General features: G+C 62.9%; 17 protein-coding genes. 11 read left to right on the top strand and 6 right to left on the bottom strand.

The window, feature by feature from the left end; genetic code table 11:
* The first annotated feature begins 25 nt into the window (after positions 1-25).
* On the top strand, positions 26-2,413 hold the full coding sequence (locus QQA13_RS07960) for a 3-hydroxyacyl-CoA dehydrogenase/enoyl-CoA hydratase family protein (RefSeq protein ID WP_108473216.1): 2,388 nt from the start codon (positions 26-28) through the stop codon (positions 2,411-2,413).
* A gap of 118 nt (positions 2,414-2,531) precedes the next feature.
* The gene (locus QQA13_RS07965) at positions 2,532-3,737 is read left to right on the top strand and encodes an acetyl-CoA C-acyltransferase (RefSeq protein ID WP_108473217.1); all 1,206 of its coding nucleotides are present in this window, start codon (positions 2,532-2,534) and stop codon (positions 3,735-3,737) included.
* Between the two features lie 79 nt (positions 3,738-3,816).
* On the opposite strand, the gene QQA13_RS07970 is transcribed toward QQA13_RS07965, so the two are convergent.
* The 3 genes from QQA13_RS07970 to QQA13_RS07980 form a co-directional block, all read right to left on the bottom strand.
* Positions 3,817-4,815 carry a GlxA family transcriptional regulator gene (locus QQA13_RS07970; RefSeq protein ID WP_234411407.1) on the bottom strand — a complete coding sequence of 333 codons (999 nt, stop codon included), beginning with the start codon at positions 4,813-4,815 and terminating at the stop codon, positions 3,817-3,819.
* The gene (locus tag QQA13_RS07975) at positions 4,763-5,311 is read right to left on the bottom strand and encodes a cysteine hydrolase family protein (protein WP_108473219.1); all 549 of its coding nucleotides are present in this window, start codon (positions 5,309-5,311) and stop codon (positions 4,763-4,765) included. Before QQA13_RS07975 ends, QQA13_RS07970 begins: the two co-directional genes overlap by 53 nt.
* A 221-nt stretch (positions 5,312-5,532) precedes the next feature.
* The gene (locus tag QQA13_RS07980; RefSeq protein ID WP_108473220.1) at positions 5,533-6,582 is read right to left on the bottom strand and encodes a DNA-binding protein; all 1,050 of its coding nucleotides are present in this window, start codon (positions 6,580-6,582) and stop codon (positions 5,533-5,535) included.
* 434 nt (positions 6,583-7,016) lie between these two features.
* Here QQA13_RS07980 and QQA13_RS07985 point away from each other — a divergent pair, with 434 nt between their 5' ends.
* The 5 genes from QQA13_RS07985 (at position 7,017) to QQA13_RS08005 (ending at position 10,073) form a co-directional block, all read left to right on the top strand.
* A complete protein-coding gene (locus QQA13_RS07985) occupies positions 7,017-7,283 on the top strand; it encodes a thioredoxin family protein (RefSeq protein ID WP_108473221.1) in 267 nt (88 codons plus the stop codon).
* A gap of 95 nt (positions 7,284-7,378) precedes the next feature.
* Entirely contained in the window at positions 7,379-7,798 is a 420-nt protein-coding gene (locus QQA13_RS07990; protein WP_108473222.1) for a heavy metal-responsive transcriptional regulator, read from the top strand.
* A 4-nt stretch (positions 7,799-7,802) separates the two neighbouring features.
* Complete coding sequence (locus QQA13_RS07995; RefSeq protein ID WP_108473223.1) at positions 7,803-8,063, top strand: thioredoxin family protein; 261 nt, start codon at positions 7,803-7,805, stop codon at positions 8,061-8,063.
* 1 nt (position 8,064) lies between these two features.
* On the top strand, positions 8,065-8,760 hold the full coding sequence (locus QQA13_RS08000; protein WP_199909891.1) for a cytochrome c biogenesis CcdA family protein: 696 nt from the start codon (positions 8,065-8,067) through the stop codon (positions 8,758-8,760).
* Between the two features lie 86 nt (positions 8,761-8,846).
* Positions 8,847-10,073: an MFS transporter gene (locus QQA13_RS08005; protein ID WP_108473225.1), complete on the top strand. Its 1,227-nt coding sequence runs from the start codon at positions 8,847-8,849 to the stop codon at positions 10,071-10,073.
* 180 nt (positions 10,074-10,253) lie between these two features.
* Here QQA13_RS08005 and arsC read toward each other — a convergent pair whose 3' ends face one another.
* Both arsC and arsH read right to left on the bottom strand, forming a co-directional pair.
* Complete coding sequence (gene arsC, locus QQA13_RS08010) at positions 10,254-10,658, bottom strand: arsenate reductase (glutaredoxin) (RefSeq protein WP_108473226.1); 405 nt, start codon at positions 10,656-10,658, stop codon at positions 10,254-10,256.
* A 20-nt stretch (positions 10,659-10,678) separates the two neighbouring features.
* Positions 10,679-11,464 carry an arsenical resistance protein ArsH gene (arsH, locus tag QQA13_RS08015; protein WP_189339712.1) on the bottom strand — a complete coding sequence of 262 codons (786 nt, stop codon included), beginning with the start codon at positions 11,462-11,464 and terminating at the stop codon, positions 10,679-10,681.
* 72 nt (positions 11,465-11,536) lie between these two features.
* On the opposite strand from arsH, the gene QQA13_RS08020 reads away from it, so the two are divergent.
* The 4 genes from QQA13_RS08020 to QQA13_RS08035 all read left to right on the top strand — a co-directional run bounded on the left by QQA13_RS08020 (position 11,537) and on the right by QQA13_RS08035 (position 14,099).
* The gene (locus QQA13_RS08020) at positions 11,537-12,046 is read left to right on the top strand and encodes an arsenate reductase ArsC (RefSeq protein ID WP_108473227.1); all 510 of its coding nucleotides are present in this window, start codon (positions 11,537-11,539) and stop codon (positions 12,044-12,046) included.
* Entirely contained in the window at positions 12,043-13,131 is a 1,089-nt protein-coding gene (gene arsB, locus QQA13_RS08025) for an ACR3 family arsenite efflux transporter (protein ID WP_108473228.1), read from the top strand. The genes QQA13_RS08020 and arsB overlap by 4 nt, the downstream gene beginning before the upstream one ends.
* A 13-nt stretch (positions 13,132-13,144) precedes the next feature.
* The gene (locus QQA13_RS08030) at positions 13,145-13,657 is read left to right on the top strand and encodes an arsenate reductase ArsC (protein ID WP_108473229.1); all 513 of its coding nucleotides are present in this window, start codon (positions 13,145-13,147) and stop codon (positions 13,655-13,657) included.
* A 73-nt stretch (positions 13,658-13,730) separates the two neighbouring features.
* Positions 13,731-14,099, top strand: a complete 369-nt coding sequence (locus tag QQA13_RS08035; protein ID WP_108473236.1) for an ArsR/SmtB family transcription factor — start codon at positions 13,731-13,733, stop codon at positions 14,097-14,099.
* Between the two features lie 73 nt (positions 14,100-14,172).
* Here the strand turns inward: QQA13_RS08035 and QQA13_RS08040 are convergent, their stop codons facing one another.
* Positions 14,173-15,519 carry a dihydrolipoyl dehydrogenase family protein gene (locus QQA13_RS08040; RefSeq protein WP_108473230.1) on the bottom strand — a complete coding sequence of 449 codons (1,347 nt, stop codon included), beginning with the start codon at positions 15,517-15,519 and terminating at the stop codon, positions 14,173-14,175.
* Positions 15,520-15,628 lie beyond the last annotated feature (109 nt).

A 15,628-nucleotide genomic window follows, 5' to 3' on the forward strand; every position in this document is an offset into this window, starting at 1 on the left:
CCCTTTTGCACCCTCGGAGAAGCCAATGACCGCTGCATCCTCACCCACATCAGCGCTGCGCATCCGCAAGGCCGCCGTGCTGGGCGCCGGTGTCATGGGCGCGCAGATCGCCGCGCACCTGACCAACGCCGGCGTCGAAACCGTGCTGTTCGACCTGCCCGCGAAGGAAGGTCCCAAGAGCGGCATCGCGCTGAAGGCCATTGCCAACCTGGCCAAGCTGTCGCCGGCTCCGTTGGCCGACAAGGCGCTGGCCGCCTCGATCATCCCCGCCAACTACGACGACGACCTCGGCCACCTGAAGGATGTCGACCTGGTGATCGAGGCGATCGCCGAGCGGATGGACTGGAAGCTCGACCTCTACAAGAAGATCGCCGGCCACCTGTCGAAGAGCGCGATCATCGCCTCCAACACCTCCGGCCTGTCGATCAACACGCTGGCCGAGGCGCTGCCGGAAGAAATGCGCCATCGCTTCTCCGGCGTGCACTTCTTCAACCCGCCGCGTTACATGCACCTGGTCGAGCTGATCCCGACCCGGCTCACCGACCCGAGCGTGATCGACGGCCTCGAAGCCTTCCTCGTCACCACCGTCGGCAAGGGCGTGGTGATCGCGCGTGACACGCCCAACTTCATCGGCAACCGCATCGGCGTGTTCTCGATGCTGGCCACCATGCACCACACCGAACAGTTCGGGCTGGGCTTCGACGTGGTCGACGCGCTCACCGGCCCGGCCGTGGGCCGCCCCAAGAGCGCCACCTACCGCACCGCCGACGTGGTCGGCCTGGATACCATGGCCCACGTCATCAAGACCATGGCCGACACCTTGCCCGACGATCCGTGGCACCAGTATTTCAAGGCGCCGGTGTGGCTGGCAGGCCTGATCGAAAAAGGCGCGCTGGGCCAGAAGACGGGTGCGGGCTTCTACCGCAAGGCCGGCAAGGACATCGTCGTGCTCGACGTGGCCAGGCAGGATTACCGCGTTTCCGAGCAGAAGGCCTCGGACGAAGTGGCCGCCATCCTCGCCATCAAGAATCCGGCCGAGAAGTTCGCCAAGCTGCGCGCCAGCAGCGACAAGCAGGCGCAGTTCCTGTGGGCCACCTTCCGCGACCTGTTCCACTACACCGCCTACCACCTGGCCGACATCGCCGACACCGCGCGCGACGTGGACTTCGCGATCCGCTGGGGCTACGGCTGGAAGCTCGGCCCGTTCGAGACCTGGCAGGCCGCCGGCTGGCAGCAGGTCACCGGCTGGATCGCCGAGGACATCGCCGCCGGCAAGGCGATGAGCAAGGCACCGCTGCCCGCCTGGGTCACCGACGGCCGCAGCGGCGTGCACGGCAAGGCCGGCTCGTACTCGGCCAGCGCCAACGCCGACAAGCCGCGCTCACAGCACCCGGTCTACCAGCGCCAGCTGTTCCCCGACCCGATCCTGGGCGAGAAGTTCGACACCGGCAGCACCGTGTGGGAGAACGACGGCGTCCGCCTGTGGACGCTGGGTGAGGACGGCGTTGGCATCATCTCGTTCAAGACCAAGATGCACACGGTCAACGACCAGGTGCTCGACGGCATCCAGCACGCCATCGGCATCGCCGAGGAGAAGCTCAAGGCGGTGGTGATCTGGCAGGACGCCGAGCCGTTCTCCGCCGGCGCCGACTTGAAGGGCGCGCTCGGCCTGCTGCAGGCCGGCAAGTTCGACGACTTCGAGAAGATGGTCGCCAACTTCCAGCGCACCAGCATGCGCATCAAGCACTCTCTGGTGCCGGTGGTCTCGGCGGTGCGCGGCCTGGCGCTGGGCGGCGGTTGTGAATTCCAGATGCATTCGGCGCGCACCGTCGCGGCGCTGGAAAGCTACATCGGCCTGGTCGAGGCCGGCGTGGGCCTGCTGCCCGCCGGCGGCGGCCTGCACGAGCTAGCCGTGCGCGCGGCCAAGGCCAACCCGGCCGATCCATTCGAGGAACTGAAGAAAGTGTTCGAGACCGTGGCGATGGCCAAGGTCTCCGCCAGCGCGTTCGAGGCGAAGAACCTGGGCCTGCTGCGCGACAGCGACGTGGTCGTGTTCAACGCCTACGAGCTGCTCTACGTGGCCAAGCAGGTCGCCAACGCGCTGGCCGAATCCGGCTATCGCCCGCCGCTGTACCAGCGTGCGATCCCGGTGGCCGGCGACGTGGGCACCGCCACCTTCCGCGCCTCGCTGGCCAACCTGCAGGCCGGCTATTTCGCCTCCGAACACGACGTGGAAATCGCCCGGCGCATCGCCGACACCCTGTGCGGCGGCGTGATCGAACGTGGCTCCACGGTGGACGAGGAATGGCTGCTGGCGCTGGAACGCAAGCACTTCGTGGAACTGGCGAAAACCGAAAAGACCCAGGCGCGCATCGCCCACACCATGAGCACCGGCAAGCCGCTGCGGAACTGACCAGAAGCTGCTCCCTCCCCTTCAAGGGGAGGGTTGGGGTGGGGATGGTTGTCCTCCACTCCGCGACCAAACCATCAGCCCGCATCCGCGCACCGCGCGAAGGGCAACGGAGAACAAAATGACCAAGCAAGTGCAAGACGCCTACATCGTCGCCGCCACCCGCACCCCGGTCGGCAAGGCGCCGCGCGGCGTGTTCCGCAACACCCGTCCGGACGACATGCTCGCCCACGTGATCCGCGCCGTGATGGCGCAGGCGCCCGGCATCGACCCGCACCAGATCGGCGACGTCATCATCGGCTGCGCCATGCCGGAGGCCGAGCAAGGCATGAACGTGGCGCGCATCGGCCTGCTGCTGGCCGGCCTGCCCGACACCGTGCCCGGCGTCACCGTCAACCGCTTCTGCTCCTCCGGCCTGCAGGCCGTGGCGATGGCCGCCGACCGCATCCGCCTGGGCCTGGATGACCTGATGCTCGCCGGCGGCACCGAAAGCATGAGCATGGTGCCGATGATGGGCCACAAGGTGGCGATGAACCCGGCCATCTTCGACAACGAGCACATCGGCATTGCCTACGGCATGGGCATCACCGCCGAGAACGTGGCGAAAAAGTGGAAGGTCAGCCGCGAGCAGCAGGACGCGTTCTCAGTGGAAAGCCACCGCCGCGCGCTGGCCGCCCAGGCCGCCGGCGAATTCAAGGACGAGATCACCCCGTTCCAGCTCGCCGACCACTACCCCGACCTTGCCACCCGCGGCATCGTCACCGACAGCCGCCTGATCGGCAACGACGAGGGTCCGCGCGCCGGCACCACGCTGGAAGTGCTGGCCAAGCTCAAGACCGTGTTCCGCAACGGCCAGTTCGGTGGCACCGTCACCGCCGGCAACTCCAGCCAGATGTCCGACGGCGCCGGCGCCGTGCTGCTGGCCAGCGAAAAGGCCATCAAGCAATACAACCTGCAGCCGCTGGCCCGCTTCGTCGGCTTCTCCGTCGCCGGCGTGCCGCCCGAGGTGATGGGCATCGGCCCGAAGGAAGCGATCCCGAAAGCCCTCGCGCAAACCGGCATCCGTCAGGATCAGCTCGACTGGATCGAACTCAACGAAGCCTTCGCTGCCCAGGCGCTGGCCGTGATGGGCGACCTCAAGCTCGACCCGAGCAAGGTCAACCCGCTTGGCGGCGCGATTGCGCTGGGCCATCCGCTCGGTGCGACCGGCGCAGTGCGCATCGCCACGCTGGTGCATGGCATGCGTCGGCGCAAGCAGAAGTACGGCATGGTGACCATGTGCATCGGCACCGGCATGGGCGCGGCAGGCGTGTTCGAAGCGCTCTGATCGTCTGACCGAAAAAAACGAACGGCGCCGTAGCGATACGGCGCCGTTTCTGTTTCCGGCCAAGACGGCCAGTGCACCCTCAGCGCCGTCTCGCCGATGCCGGGCTGTCGCTCGCATGGGTCGACCACAGCCGGCGCAGCTGGCGTGCGGAGCCCAGCCCGGCACGTTCGGCGGCGCGCTCCACGCTGTCCCCGGTGGCCAGCGCCTGACGGGCGAGCGCGAGGCGCAGGCGGGCGTGATAAGTGTTGATCGACATGCCGCTGGCTTCGCGAAAATGCCGCGTGAGGCTGCGCACGCTCAGGTGTCCGATGTCGGCCAACCGCGCCAGCGGCCATTCCTGGTCCGGCGCCCTGGCCAGCGCATCCTGCACGTGGTGGATCGCCGTGTTCATGTGGTTGCGCCCTTCCAGCCAGGGCGACAGCGCCGGATCGCCCGAGGCGCGCCGCATATAGACGGCCATCTCGCGCGCCACCGCGGCGGCCAGCCGCGACGAGCCCAGGCCGGCGATGAGATGCAGCGCCAGGTCGATGCCCGCGGTGATGCCGGCGCTGGTGTACACCTCGCCATCCTCGACGAACACGCGGCTGTCCAGCACCTCGGCCGTCGGCGCGAGTTCGCGCAGCGTGTCGAGCAGGCTGTGGTGCGTGGTGCAGCGGCGGCCGTCCAGCAACCCCGCGGCGGCGGCCAGCAACGCGCCCGAGCACACGCAGGCGAGCCGCCGGCCGCGGCCGCCATGCCGTTGCAGCCACGTGACCAGGGCCTTGCTGGCGGGCGAGGACAACACCTGTTCGCCACTGCCGGTGGCGCCGCACACCACGATCATCGCGTGATCGTCCGGTTGCGCCGGCAACGGCTCGATGCCGGCGAGCCCCACGCCCAGCGCCGTCGTGGCAGCCTCGCCGTCCGCGATCGGCGCCAGCAGGCGCAAGCGCACCGGCAAGCCCATCGAGGCGGCGATGCGGAACGCGTCGGCGGCGCCGGCGAGATCCAGCAGGATCAGCGCCGGTGGCAGCACGAAGCACACCTCAGTGATCGGCGAGGACGTCATCGACGGTGCGGATGCGGGCAAAGCGTCCATCCAGAACCAGTTCCGTGCGCTGCTTGATGTCCTTCGCATCGTAATGGCTTCTGCTGCCGGCGTGGATCATCGGAAACGTCAGCGTCGCCTCGGTCACATAGTCCACGGCAAAGCCGAGATCGGAAGCCACCCGCGCGGTGGTCTCGCAGCACTGCTCGGTGCGGATGCCGCTGACGATCACCCGCCCGATGCCGCGCTCGCGCAGCCACGCCTCCAGGCTGGTGCCGGTAAACGCGTTGTGCACCTGCTTGCGAAACACCACGTCGTGCGCGGCCGGCACCCACGCCATCGGCGTCACCAGTCCCGATGCCGCGGTGAAATGCGCATCGCCGTCCTCGTGCAGGATGCGCACGACCGGCCAGCCACGCGCGGCCGCCGCGTCGATAAGCTTCGACAGGTTCTCGCGGAACACCGGCACATCGTCCTCGCGCCAGTACGGCGCATGCAGGAATGATTGTTGTACGTCGATGACCAGCAAGGCGGGGGTATCGGACATGGGGCGACTCCATCGTTGGGGAGTCGCCACTTTAGGCAGCCGGCCGACCGGCCACGAGCACTGCGCCGGACCATGAGCGGACCGATCCGGCCACGCCCTTCACGAAACACAAGCAGCACATAGGCTATTTGTGCCCATCCCCCGATAGTATAAAATAAGCGCAAAAATCTCTTATATAACAATTAGCTATCTTCGTCGTGACTAGGGCGTCGGATGTTCGCTCACGCCGGATTCCCACGAGGTACCGCTTCAGCCTCATGGGCGCCAGAGGTACTGACGGTGCGCAGTTGAGCAAATGTTTCTTCCAGTACGTCCAGCCGACCTTGGCTGGCGGCGCGCTGGGCCTCTGCCTCTCGCCGGTGGTCCCGTTCGGTAGTCAGTTGAGTTTCGGCCGCCGCGAGCTGGGTTTGCAGTTGCACCTGCCCTTGTTCGGCCTGGGCCAACCGGATCTGCAAGGTCGGATGCTCCTTGGCCAGCGGCAGATTCGCGTCGTAGGCGTACTGCAGTTTCTGATGCTCGGTGCGGAACTGGCGGAACTCCTTGTCGAGCTGATTGATATGCTCGGTCATCCGAGCATTTTCGCGGTTGAGCTGCAGTAGTTCGTGATTCTTGCTCGTGATGGTGTCGTTGGCTTGTCGCAGCTCGACCTGCAGTCCCTGCACCTGGTGTTCGTGCCGGCGCTGCTCTTGGTCGCGCTGTTCCTTGACGGCCGTCCGATAGTGCTCCAAGGCATCGCGGGCATGTTGGTGTTTGTCCTCCAGCGACTGAATGTGCGTTTCGTGCTCAGTCAATCGAGCGGTCATGCCCGCGACCCGCTCCTCCAGCTGTTGGACGAGCAACGCGCGATCGCGAAGCCCCTGCTGGGCCTGCTCGTGGGCAGCTTTTTCGTCGTGCAGAGCGATATCGGTGCGCTGCAGCTGCGTACTGAGCGCCGTGGTCTCTTGACGGTGCTGCTCGATGGTCGCCGTTAGTGTTTGGCGTTCGGCAGTGAAACGCTCCTGTGCTGCGGTGATCCGGACTTCGGCCTCCTCGTGCAGGCGTTCAGCCAGCCGGCCAACCAGATCCTGCAAGGCATCGCTGATCGCCACCGTCGCGCCGACGCGTGGTCCGTCCTCGGCTTCCAGCTCCTTCAGGTAGCGGTGGATGGTGGTCTTGGAGCCGGTATTGCCCAACGCCACCCGTAGCGCATCTATCGAAGGATGCTTTCCCTGCGCCAGCAGACTGGCTCGCGCCTTCTGGACCTCGGTCTTGTACAAGCCGCCACGCGCCATGCCGTTCTCCGATGGATTTCGTAATGCATTACATACCATGTAATTACATACCACTCAACAGCGAAAAACGCTAAGAAAAGGTGCTATTTATCAGGCGGGATAATGTTTGATTATCCCGCCTGAGTCCCGTAAACCATAGCCCGCACCCGTCAGACAATACGTATGACCTGATTTCGTCCGCATCCGGGCCGGCGGCAAGAAATGGATCATTGCTAAGTGCCGTGAAGTGATGCGGCGGCGGCTGGTGCCGAACGATACAAACGCTCGATAGCAAAGGGGCAAAGTGGTACCCCTCCCCAAAGATCAAATCGAACCTCTTGACTTTGGAGTTACCTTCAAGGTTTAGCCTGTGACTATCGCGATGTGGCACGACGGTGGTTCGCCCCGCTGTCGCGCCGAGAGAGTCGAGGGCGCTTGTCATTGAGGAGCAAATCATGAACACGAAACGCAAAGTGGAAGTATTCAGTGCCGGCTGTGCCGTGTGCGACGAGGCGGTGGCGCTGGTCGAGCGTGTGGCCTGCTCGTCCTGCGAGGTCACCGTGCACGACATGAAGGACATCAACGCTGCCAAACGGGCGAAGACACTGGGTATTCGATCGGTGCCCGCCGTCGTCATTGATGGGAAGCTCGCCGCCTGCTGTGAAGGACGTGGGATCGACGAGGCGATCCTGCGCGTTGCAGGTCTGGGTCGGTCCGCGTAACGGGTGGATGACCGGCCACGGAGTCGCCCAAAAGAGCTCTTCGGCCGGCCATCACTTACTTTCTTCGAATCATCCAACACACCATCGAGATCATCATGTTCACGATCGGCAAACTGGCCGGCCTCGCCTCCATCAGTACCGAAGCCCTGCGCTATTACGAGCAGGAAGGACTGATCGTACCGGACGCGAAGAGCGACGCCGGCTATCGGCTCTACCGGCCGGAGTCAGTGCAACGCGTCGGCTTCATTAGGCAAGCGCAGCAGTGCGGTTTTACGCTGGCCGAAATTCGCGAGCTGCTGGCGTTGCGCGTCGAGCAGGCCGCGTGCTGTGGGGACGTACGTCGACTCGCCATCGAAAAAAAGTTGCAGATCGAAGGCAAGATTCGCGTCATGAAATCGATGTCGAAAGCACTCGACGTACTGATCCATGATTGCAACCAGGAACGTCATCCCGTCGTCGAGTGCCCGATCCTCGCGGCGTTGGAAAAACCCAACGCTGCGCCGGTTGGCGGATGACGGCATGAAGCTTGAACTTTTCTACTCGCCCGGCTGCGTCCGCTGTGCCCAGGCGCGCGATGGCCTCAAGACCACTGCGTTTGAGATCGTCGCGGACTTGGATTGGCGAGAACTCAATGTTCTCGATGAACTGGACTACGCCGTGCAATTAGGTGTTCTGACGCTGCCTGCGGTGGCCATCGACGGCGTGCTGGTCTTCACTTCGTTACCCACCAAACGGCAACTCTGTGCAGCGCTTTCCAAACGCTGCAAGGCTGTGAACTGACGTGGATATCGACTCACTTCGCCATGCCGTTGCACATGCCGGTCCGGCGGCCGTCATGGCCAGTTTTCTTGCCGGTCTGGTTTTCAGTTTCAATCCGGTGGCGATGGCTGCCATCCCGGTCTCGCTGGCCTATGTGACCAAAGCTCGCACGAGTCGGCAGGCGTTTGTCTTCGCTGGCATGTTCATTCTCGGCATGATCGTGATCCATGTTGCGCTCGGCCTCGTCGCCGGATTCGGCGGCCTGGGCGTGCAGAAGCTGTTGGATCGCAAGTGGGGCGTGCTGATGGGGCCTGTGCTCATCGTGCTCGGGTTGATGTGGCCGGGATGGATGCGCATTCCGCTGCCAGCGTTCGCCTTCAAAGTGAAGCGTCCGAACAGTTCCTTCGGCGCGTTCCTGCTGGGCATCCCTTTTTCCATCGCGATCTGTCCGATCTGCACGCCAGCGTTGGCCGTGCTGCTCGGTGTAGTCGCCAGCTTGGGTTCGCCTTGGCTTGGCGTATTGCTTTTGCTGGCATTCGCGTTGGGGCGCGCTGTACCGCTGGCGGTGGGTGCGTGGTCACTGGGATGGCTGGAGAATCTCCGTTTCGTCTCGGCCTACCGTCGGGTCTTCGAGATTATCGGTGCGATGACCCTCGTCGCTGCAGGGCTGTACATGCTCAATGCGTACTTTTTCTGGGTACCGGGATTGGCGAGCTGAATCTACGTCAAGCGCACCAGCTACCCGTAGAGCTCTGCAGGGAGTCCATCCCGCATGAGTTTCATTACACACATAGGCGAAACCTGATGCTGACCACAACCGATGAACGCGAACGCCTGCTCAAGGCGCTCGCGTTGGCGACCTTTATCATCTTTTTTCAGGCTTACATGGTGGCGCCGATCATTCCGGTGCTATCGGCGAGCTTTGGAACATCCGTCCAAACGGTGGGTTTGATTGTTCCGGCGTACCTGATCCCCTACGGTTTGGCGACGCTGGCTTTCGGCCTCCTTGCCGATCGTGTCGGCATTCAGCGCCTCATGTTGACCTCACTTGTCATCTTTGCGGTGCTCACAGCAATCACGGCGGCAGCGCAATCGATCGGGCAGTTGACGCTGGGGCGGATACTGACCGGTCTGGGTGCCAGTGGCGTCGTGCCACTCGCCTTGGTACTCATCAGCAGCCTGTTTCCGTACGAGCAGCGCGGACGCCCGCTCGGCTGGCTGTTTGGGGCGATGGCCGGCGGCATGGCTTTCGGCTCGACCTTCGGTGCCGTGCTGGAACCAATCATCGGTTGGCGTGGCCTCTTTCTTCTGGTCTCTTTAGCAGCCGTCGGTGTGCTTCTGGTGCTCTTGCCGCACCGCGCGCTCATTGCGTCGACGAAAAAACCTGTTCCCGGAACGCTGCGAGAGCTATTTCGGGGATATCGCAATCTCCTCGGCACACCGCGAGGACAGCGAACCTATGGCTATGTCTTCGTCAATTCGATATTTCACTCGGGCGTCTTCACGTGGCTCGGCGTCTATTTCGAGCAGCGTTACGGCCTCGGCCCAGTAGGGATTGGCGTGGCGCTGCTCGGTTATGGGGTTCCCGGCTTCCTGTTTGGTCCACTGATTGGGAGGGCCGCCGATCGCTGGGGGCGCGCCCGACTTTTACCCATCGGACTGGGACTCGGCGCACTGGGCGCCGCTGCCCTGATTTTGAATGGCCCCCTGATCTTCGCGATTCTGGCCGTGACCGTCCTTTCTCTGGGCTACGACATGACACAGCCGCTCTTCGCGGGCATCGTCACCGTGCTCGGAGGAAAGCGCCCAGGACAGGCGATGGGCTTGAACGTCTTCGCCCTGTTCGCCGGATTCGGTCTAGGGAGCCTTCTGTTTGGGGAAGCACTTCGATTGGGGTTCGGGGTGGCGCTTAGTGTCTTCGTTGCTGTTCAAGCGCTGGCAACCGCACTGTCCATCAGGTGGTTCCGCTCCGAGATTCCGCTCAGTAGCGCGCCGGAAGAGGCCAACACGAAGGCGGAGGGCATACACTGAATGCAGCTCACGTGTTCTGGTTCAGGCGGTCGAGCAGCGCCGTCGTCGCCGAAGACGGTAGCGGTGCCGTGTCCGCCCATCCAGCTGAATCGAAGCTGTTGCGTCACGCCTTGATCGAAGCAGTATCCGAGCTCGTCATACTGATACTGGAATTCAAGATGACCCATGCTACCGCTCCGACTACGACTGGCTGACCACAACCTCACCGTCCTCCTTGGTAAACGGTTGCGTGATCGGCGGAAGGATGTCGAGCACGACTTCCGAGGGACGACACAGCCGCGCGCCCAGAGCGGTCACCACAAAGGGGCGGTTGATCAGGATCGGATGCTTCAACATGGCATCGAGGATGACGTCATCGGTGATGCCGGCCTCGCCCAATCCCAGCTCGGCGAAGGGCGTTCCCTTTTCACGCAAGGCCTCACGCGGCTTGAGCATGGCTTCGTCAATGAGCTTGATCAGTTGCTCGCGGCTCGGCGGCGACTTGAGATACTCGATCACGGTGGGCTCGATGCCGGCATGGCGGATCAGAGCCAAGGTGTTGCGCGAGGTGCCGCAGTCGGGGTTGTGATAGATCGTGGCGCTCATCGGTGTCGCAGTTCTCATCGTCAGCAGGCTCCACTGGTACAGCAGCTGGTCTTGGCCGATTCCACCACAACCGGAGCCGGCATAGCCACTTCGATCGCGCCGGCGGCCACCAACAAGGCGTGCGCCTCGGCCGCACCCTTGCGCTCGCTGTAGCGGTCGACCAGGTAGTCGCTGCGATCGCGCACCATCAGGGTGAACTTGAACAGCTCTTCCATGACGTCCACAACACGATCGTAGAACGGGGAGGGTTTCATCCGACCGGTGTCGTCGAATTCCTGCCAAGCTTTGGCGACCGACGATTGATTCGGGATGACCACCATGCGCATCCAGCGGCCGAGTACGCGCAATGCATTGACGACGTTGAAGGATTGCGATCCGCCACTGACCTGCATCACGGCGAGGGTGCGTCCCTGCGTCGGGCGCACGCTACCGTCTTCCAGCGGCAGCCAGTCGATCTGATTCTTGAAGACACCGGTCACTGAGCCGTGGCGTTCCGGGCTGACCCAGACTTGGCCTTCGGACCACAGCGACAGCGCACGCAATTCCTGCACCTTGGGATGATTGGCCGGCACGCTGTCCAGGATCGGCAGCTCGTGCGGGTCGAACACCCGCGTCTCGGCGCCGAACTGCCGCAGGATGCGCTCCGCTTCCAGGGCCAGCTTCCGGCTGAACGACTGAGGTCGCAGCGAGCCGTATAGGATCAGGATGCGCGGCGGGTGGCTGGAGTCCGCCGGCAACGCCAGTTTGGCCAAGGTCGGGGTATCCAGCACATCGGCAGCAATGTGGGGCAGATCCAGCATCGTCATGGAAACGGTTCCTGTTGCTTTGATTCAATGATTCTATCATTATGGAAATATAGAATCCAAGCCGAGACCTCCATGCATCCGTGTCGCGTTTTATTCATCTGCACGGGCAATTCCGCCCGCAGCATCCTGTCCGAAGCGACCCTCAATCATCTGGGCAAAGGCCGCTTTGAAGCCTTCAGCGCCGGCAGTCAGCCGACGGGCCGCGTCAATCCCTATGCGATCGAAGAGCTCAAGGCTCTTGGTATTCCCACCGAAGGTCTCAGCAGCAAGTCCTGGGATCGCTTTACGGGGGAAGGTGCGCCGCCGCTGGATATCGTGATCACCGTCTGCGACAACGCCGCGAATGAGACGTGCCCGGTGCTGTTCGGCGATTTCGTGAAGGCCCATTGGGGTCAGCCCGATCCGGCGGCCGCCCAAGGTGCCGGTGCTGCGATCGAGGCCTTCCGGCTAGCCCATACGCTCGTGCTTTATCGAGTCACCGCGTTGGTGAACCTGCCGGTGGAAACGATGAGTCGGGACGAGTTGAAGCAGGCGCTGGATCACATCGGCACCCTCACCGACGCTGAAGAGGAACACGCATGAACCAGCTGTCTGCTGAAGTGGTCGACGCCGATCTGGATACGGCCAGTGGCAATCGCATCGGCTTCTTCGAGCGTTACCTCACGGTCTGGGTCTTGCTGTGCATCGTGGCGGGCACGGTCCTGGGGCATTGGCTGCCGGGCACCTTTGAAACCTTGGGAGGCATGCAGGTCGCCCAGGTCAATCTGCCGGTGGCGGTCCTCATCTGGCTGATGATCATCCCGATGTTGCTGAAGATCGACTTCGGCGCGCTCGGTGGCGTGCGCCGCCAGTGGAAAGGCATCGGTGTCACACTCTTCATCAACTGGGCCGTCAAACCGTTCTCGATGGCGCTGCTGGGATGGATTTTCATCCGCCACGTCTTCGCCGGCTACCTTCCTGCCGCTCAGCTCGACTCCTACATTGCCGGGCTGATCCTGCTGGCCGCTGCACCATGCACGGCGATGGTGTTCGTCTGGAGCAACCTTTGCCACGGCGAGCCGAACTTCACGCTGAGCCAGGTCGCCTTGAACGACACCATCATGGTGGTGGCGTTCGCGCCCATCGTGGCGCTGCTGCTGGGCATATCTTCAATCACGGTGCCATGGAACACGCTGCTGTTGTCGGTGCTGCTCTACATCGTGGTGCCGGTGGCCATCAGCGTGGTGCTGCGCCGCTGGGTGCTTTCACAAGGCGGCGAGCCGCAGCTACAGAAACTGCTTCATCGCCTGGGACCGGTATCCCTGTTCGCACTGCTGGCGACCCTCGTGCTGCTGTTCGGTTTCCAGGGCCAACAGATCCTCGCCCAGCCGGCGGTGATCGCGATGCTGGCCGTGCCGATCCTGATCCAGGTGTATTTCAACTCCGGACTGGCCTATGTGCTCAACCGTCGGTTCGGCGTGCCCCATTGCGTGGCTGGCCCCTCGGCGCTGATCGGTGCCAGCAACTTCTTCGAGCTGGCCGTCGCCACTGCGGTGGGTCTGTTCGGTGTGCACTCCGGCGCCGCGCTGGCCACCGTGGTCGGCGTATTGATCGAAGTACCGGTGATGTTGTCGGTAGTTCGGATCGTCAACGGCAGTAAGCGCTGGTACGAAGCGCCACAGACTTGATCGGAGCATCGTCATGCAAGGTCACTACAACGTGTTGTTCGTTTGCACCGGCAATTCGGCGCGCAGCATTCTGGCCGAAGCGACGGTTCACCACTTTGGCCGCGATCGCTTTCATGGCTACAGCGCCGGAAGCCAGCCCAAAGGCTTCATCTACCCACAGACGCTGGACGTGCTCAAGGCTGTCGATCTCCCGATCGACGGGCTGCGCAGCAAGAGCTGGGCGGAGTTCACGACACCGGATGCCCCCGTGATGGATTTCGTAATCACCGTGTGTGACCAGGTAGCTGGCGAGGTTTGCCCCGCGTGGCCGGGTGCGCCCATCACCGCACACTGGAGCATCCCCGATCCGGCCAAGGCACAAGGCGATGAGGCCACCGTTTATAAAGCCTTCGTGCTGGCCAGAAATCTTCTCCAACAACGAATCAGCCTGTTGCTCAATCTGAACGTGGCGGCCCTGGATCGGCTCGCGCTATCAAGTCGGCTCGATGCGATGGGAAAAGTGCCCAGCAACGACACGGCCGGCTGATCCCGTGATGAGCGCAAGCATTACACTGACCGCGAAGATCACCTCACACGGTGCTGAGACTGCCACCCGCGCCATGCAGACCAAACAAGTCCTCACGATCCTTTCGGCGCTTGCTCAAGAGTCGCGGTTAGCGGTCTATCGGCTGCTGATAGAGCACGCGCCGGACGGTCTCGCCGCCAGTGTGATTGCTGAAAAGTTGGGTTTGCCCAACGCCACGCTTTCCTTTCATCTGAAGGAGCTGTCGCACGCCGGCCTCGTGACCAGCCAACAAAGTGGCCGTTTCATTTACTACGCGCCGGTGATCGAGGCGATGAACGATCTAATCGGCTACCTGACCGACCATTGCTGCAGTCAGTCCGACGGCAACTGCGCAGTCGCCACGACCTCATGCAAGCCAACGGTTGCCGCTACCAAACCAAAGCGTAAATTCCGGGCTTCATAGCACAAACGTCTCGCATATCGCCACCAGATCAATCGGTCAGCAACGCCAACACGAAAGTGATCGAGACGTGCGCTCAGACTATGTAGCCAATGTCGGAGGCGCCGGTTGGGTAGGCGAATATCGTGCCCTTCAGGTCCGCAGCGGTGAGATCGTGGCGGATCGCGAGTGCGAAGAGATTGATGACTTCTTCGGCATGCGGACCCACGAGATGGGCGCCCAAAATGCGATCGCTGGCCTCGTCGACCAACACCTTGTATCCGTAGACGGGCTCGGCCGCTTGGCGTGCCGTGAACCAGTCTGAGGCCTTTTGCGATTTCATCTTGAACTTCAGCCCTTGTTCGCGGGCTTTGGCTTCGCTCAGCCCTACGGTCGCCATGGGCGGGATCGTGAAGACGACGCTCGGCACGCCTCGATAATCAGGTTGCCGATGATTGCCTTTGAGGAGATTCGCGGCCACCACATGGGCGTCGTGGCTCGACACGGGCGTCAACGGCGGCCCTACTTGGGCGGCGTCCCCCGCCGCGAAAACGGCAGGATTGGAAACGCTCTGCAGGTACTCGTTGAGAATCAGACGGCCGTGATCATTGGCGATTCCCGCCGCTTCGAGGTCAAGTGACGCCAGTGCAGGCGCTCGCCCGGCGGCGTGGACGACGAGATCGGCATCGATCGTTGTTGTCTCACCATGGGAAGTTGAACGCACGCGGTAGCCGGCGGCTGTTTTTTCGATCGCGGTGACCGTGGTCTCCAGTTGGACATCCACGCCGAGGGTGCCGAACGCCGGCATGAGCCAGCCGACGAGGTCGGGGTCAAAGCCATTCAACAGGCGCGCGCCATGCTGAAGAATGGTCACTTGCGCACCGGCGCGAGCAGCGATATGCGAGAACTCGGCAGCGATGTAGCCGCCCCCGACGAGCACGATGCGTCGTGGTAGGGCCGGCAACGCCAGGAAGTCCTCGTTGGTGACCAGATGCTCCTCGCCGGGTATATGCAGTTTGATGGGTTCTGCACCCGAGGCAATCAGTACGTGTTTGGCGTTGAGGAGGTCATCATTGACCTTGATGGTGTTGGGCCCCGTGAAACGGGCTCGCCCATGGTAGGTATCGATGCCTTTTTCGCGATAGCGCTGCTCATGGTTCGCTGGCACAGGATCGGTGAAGCTACGCTTGAACGCCATCAAGTCGGGCCAATCGATCGTGACGTTTCCGGCCACGCCCTTGCCATGCATCCGACGGATGTGATCGATGGCCTCCACACCGCCGATGAGCGTCTTTTTGGGATCACAACCACGCAACGCACAGGTGCCACCGAAGGGACGGCAATCAATGACCGCAACGTGCCAGCCGGCGGCGCGTGTCTTCATCGCAGCCACCATGGCGGCTGTTCCGGTCCCAATCACCACAAGATCGTATGGCGTGGCCATGGCGCTTCTCCAGTTAATTAACGGTAAGCAAATCGTTGCTGGGAACGCGTGAAGGCCATTTCAATTCAATCTTATTCCCAGCGCCAATGATCGAGATTTCGACATCGAT

This window comes from Rhodanobacter thiooxydans (assembly GCF_030291135.1).
GTDB lineage: Bacteria > Pseudomonadota > Gammaproteobacteria > Xanthomonadales > Rhodanobacteraceae > Rhodanobacter > Rhodanobacter thiooxydans_A.

Coding starts and splice junctions, on each gene's coding strand:
- QQA13_RS08020 (WP_108473227.1), top strand. CDS start 11,537: ATGCATCCGTGTCGCGTTTTATTCATCTGCACGGGCAATTCCGCCCGC.
- QQA13_RS07970 (WP_234411407.1), bottom strand. CDS start 4,815: ATGGACGCTTTGCCCGCATCCGCACCGTCGATGACGTCCTCGCCGATC.
- QQA13_RS07990 (WP_108473222.1), top strand. CDS start 7,379: ATGTTCACGATCGGCAAACTGGCCGGCCTCGCCTCCATCAGTACCGAA.
- QQA13_RS07995 (WP_108473223.1), top strand. CDS start 7,803: ATGAAGCTTGAACTTTTCTACTCGCCCGGCTGCGTCCGCTGTGCCCAG.
- QQA13_RS08030 (WP_108473229.1), top strand. CDS start 13,145: ATGCAAGGTCACTACAACGTGTTGTTCGTTTGCACCGGCAATTCGGCG.
- QQA13_RS07980 (WP_108473220.1), bottom strand. CDS start 6,582: ATGGCGCGTGGCGGCTTGTACAAGACCGAGGTCCAGAAGGCGCGAGCC.
- QQA13_RS07965 (WP_108473217.1), top strand. CDS start 2,532: ATGACCAAGCAAGTGCAAGACGCCTACATCGTCGCCGCCACCCGCACC.
- QQA13_RS07985 (WP_108473221.1), top strand. CDS start 7,017: ATGAACACGAAACGCAAAGTGGAAGTATTCAGTGCCGGCTGTGCCGTG.
- QQA13_RS08005 (WP_108473225.1), top strand. CDS start 8,847: ATGCTGACCACAACCGATGAACGCGAACGCCTGCTCAAGGCGCTCGCG.
- QQA13_RS07960 (WP_108473216.1), top strand. CDS start 26: ATGACCGCTGCATCCTCACCCACATCAGCGCTGCGCATCCGCAAGGCC.
- arsB (WP_108473228.1), top strand. CDS start 12,043: ATGAACCAGCTGTCTGCTGAAGTGGTCGACGCCGATCTGGATACGGCC.
- arsC (WP_108473226.1), bottom strand. CDS start 10,658: ATGAGCGCCACGATCTATCACAACCCCGACTGCGGCACCTCGCGCAAC.
- QQA13_RS08040 (WP_108473230.1), bottom strand. CDS start 15,519: ATGGCCACGCCATACGATCTTGTGGTGATTGGGACCGGAACAGCCGCC.
- arsH (WP_189339712.1), bottom strand. CDS start 11,464: ATGACGATGCTGGATCTGCCCCACATTGCTGCCGATGTGCTGGATACC.
- QQA13_RS08035 (WP_108473236.1), top strand. CDS start 13,731: ATGCAGACCAAACAAGTCCTCACGATCCTTTCGGCGCTTGCTCAAGAG.
- QQA13_RS07975 (WP_108473219.1), bottom strand. CDS start 5,311: ATGTCCGATACCCCCGCCTTGCTGGTCATCGACGTACAACAATCATTC.